General features: G+C 68.4%; 1 protein-coding gene. It reads right to left on the bottom strand.

Features of this window, described 5'->3' with window-relative positions:
- The coding region (locus BFF76_RS30015) for a type I polyketide synthase (RefSeq protein ID WP_141695701.1) at positions 1–2019 on the bottom strand (2019 nt) is incomplete at both ends.

Below are 2019 nucleotides of genomic sequence, written 5' to 3'. Positions count from 1 at the left end.
CGCCACACTGCCCGAGTTACCGATGCCGAGGTATCCCTCGGAATCGTCCGGCGCGGCACTCAACCGGGAGGCGTAGTCGTGATACATCAGTCCCGCGAACACACCCGTGCGGCTGCCGCGCAGCGAGTCAGGGTCGATACCCGCCCGCTCGACGGCCTCCCACGAGGCTTCCAGGAGCAGCCGCTGCTGCGGGTCCATCGCCAGTGCCTCTCGCGGCGAGATCCCGAAGAACTCGGGGTCGAACTCCGCCGCTTGGTACAGGAATCCGCCCTCCTGCGTGTACGTCGTCCCCGTGCGGTCAGGGTCGGCGTCGAAGAGCGTGGCGATGTCCCAGCCCCGGTCGGCCGGGAAACTGTCGATGCCGTCCCCACCGCCTGCCACGAGTCGCCACAGGTCGTCCGGGTCGGATACCCCACCCGGATAGCGGCAGCTCATGCCGACGATCGCGATCGGATCGTCCACCGCCGCTACGGCCGCGGACGGGTCGCGGGAGGCGCCGGCCTCATCCCCGAGCGCCTCGGAGAGCACGAATGCGGCCAACTCCGCAGGTGTCGGGTAGTCGAAGACCAGGGTGGCCGGGAGGCGCAGCCCCGTCACGGTCGCGAGCCGGTTGCGCAGCTCGACTGCGGTGAGCGAGTCGAATCCCAGTTCCTTGAACGCCTGCGTCGCTCCGATGGCATGGCTGGATGAGTGTCCGAGTACTGTCGCGATCTGAGCCTTCACCAGCTCTTCCACGAGCCGGTCCCGATCCGCGGGCGCAAGTGCGATCACCCGGTCGGCAAGCACGGTCCCCCGGGCTGCTCCAGCTCGGGCAGCTTGCGACCTGGGCACCTGCACAAGTTTCTGGAACAGCGGCGGCACGGTGGTCGTGGAAGCGAGGCGACGCAGGACGGCACGGTCCAGCTTGATCGGCAACAGAGCGCCTGCGCCGACACCCGGTGCGGCATCGAACAGGGACAGTGCTTCGGGTGCGCTCAGTGGCAGGACGCCGTCCCGGGCCATGCGCTGGAGGTCGGCGTCATCGAGGCGCCCGAGCATCCCGCCCTCGGCCCAGGGCCCCCAGCCCAGCGAGAGACCCGCCAGCCCCTCAGCCCGCCGCACCTCGGCCAGAGCATCGAGGAACGCGTTCGCCGCCGCATAGTTCGCCTGACCCGACGACCCCAACGTCGCCGCAGCCGACGAGAACAACGTGAACATCGACAAATCCATGCCAGACGTCAGCTCATGCAGATGCCACGCCGCATCAACCTTCGGCCGCATCACCGCAGCCAACCGCTCCGACGTAAGCGACGACACCACACCGTCATCCAGCACACCCGCCGTATGCACCACACCCGCCAACGGATGCTCCGGAGCAATACCGCCCAGCACCTCGGCCAGCGCGGCACGATCCGCCACATCACACGCGACGAAGGACGCCTGCGCACCCAGCTCCTCCAACTCCGCCACCAGATCGGCAGCCCCCGGAGCATCACCGCCCCGCCGGCTCACCAGCAGCAGATGACGCACACCACGCTCCACCACCAAATGCCGCGCCACCAGCCCACCCAGCACACCACTGGCACCCGTCACCAACACCGTGCCCACACCCACCTCGGGAACACTCCCACCGGCACCTGCAGACACCCGCGCCAGCCTCGGCACGAACACCACACCACCGCGCACCGCCACCTGCGGCTCACCCGAAGCCACCACAGCCGACAGAACCGACTCATCGGCACCCTCGACATCCACCAGCACGAACCGCCCCGGATTCTCCGACTGCGCCGTCCGCACCAGACCCCACACAGCAGCCTGCACAGGATCGGGCGACTCACAGAACACCGCACCCGACGTCATCACCACCAGACACGCATCAGCGAACCGCTCATCCGCCAACCACCCCTGCACCAGACCCAAAGCCCGGCCCACCACTTCATGCGTACGCGACACCACACCACCGGACACCGAACCGGACCCCGCGAAAGACACCGCCACCACACCCGGCACCGCATCCACCACATCCAGACCCGTCACCAC

It is taken from the genome of Streptomyces mutomycini (assembly GCF_001700505.1).
GTDB classification, from domain to species: domain Bacteria; phylum Actinomycetota; class Actinomycetes; order Streptomycetales; family Streptomycetaceae; genus Streptomyces; species Streptomyces mutomycini.
The sequence above is the reverse complement of the archived record's forward strand: the minus strand, read 5'-3'. Positions and strand labels throughout refer to the sequence as shown.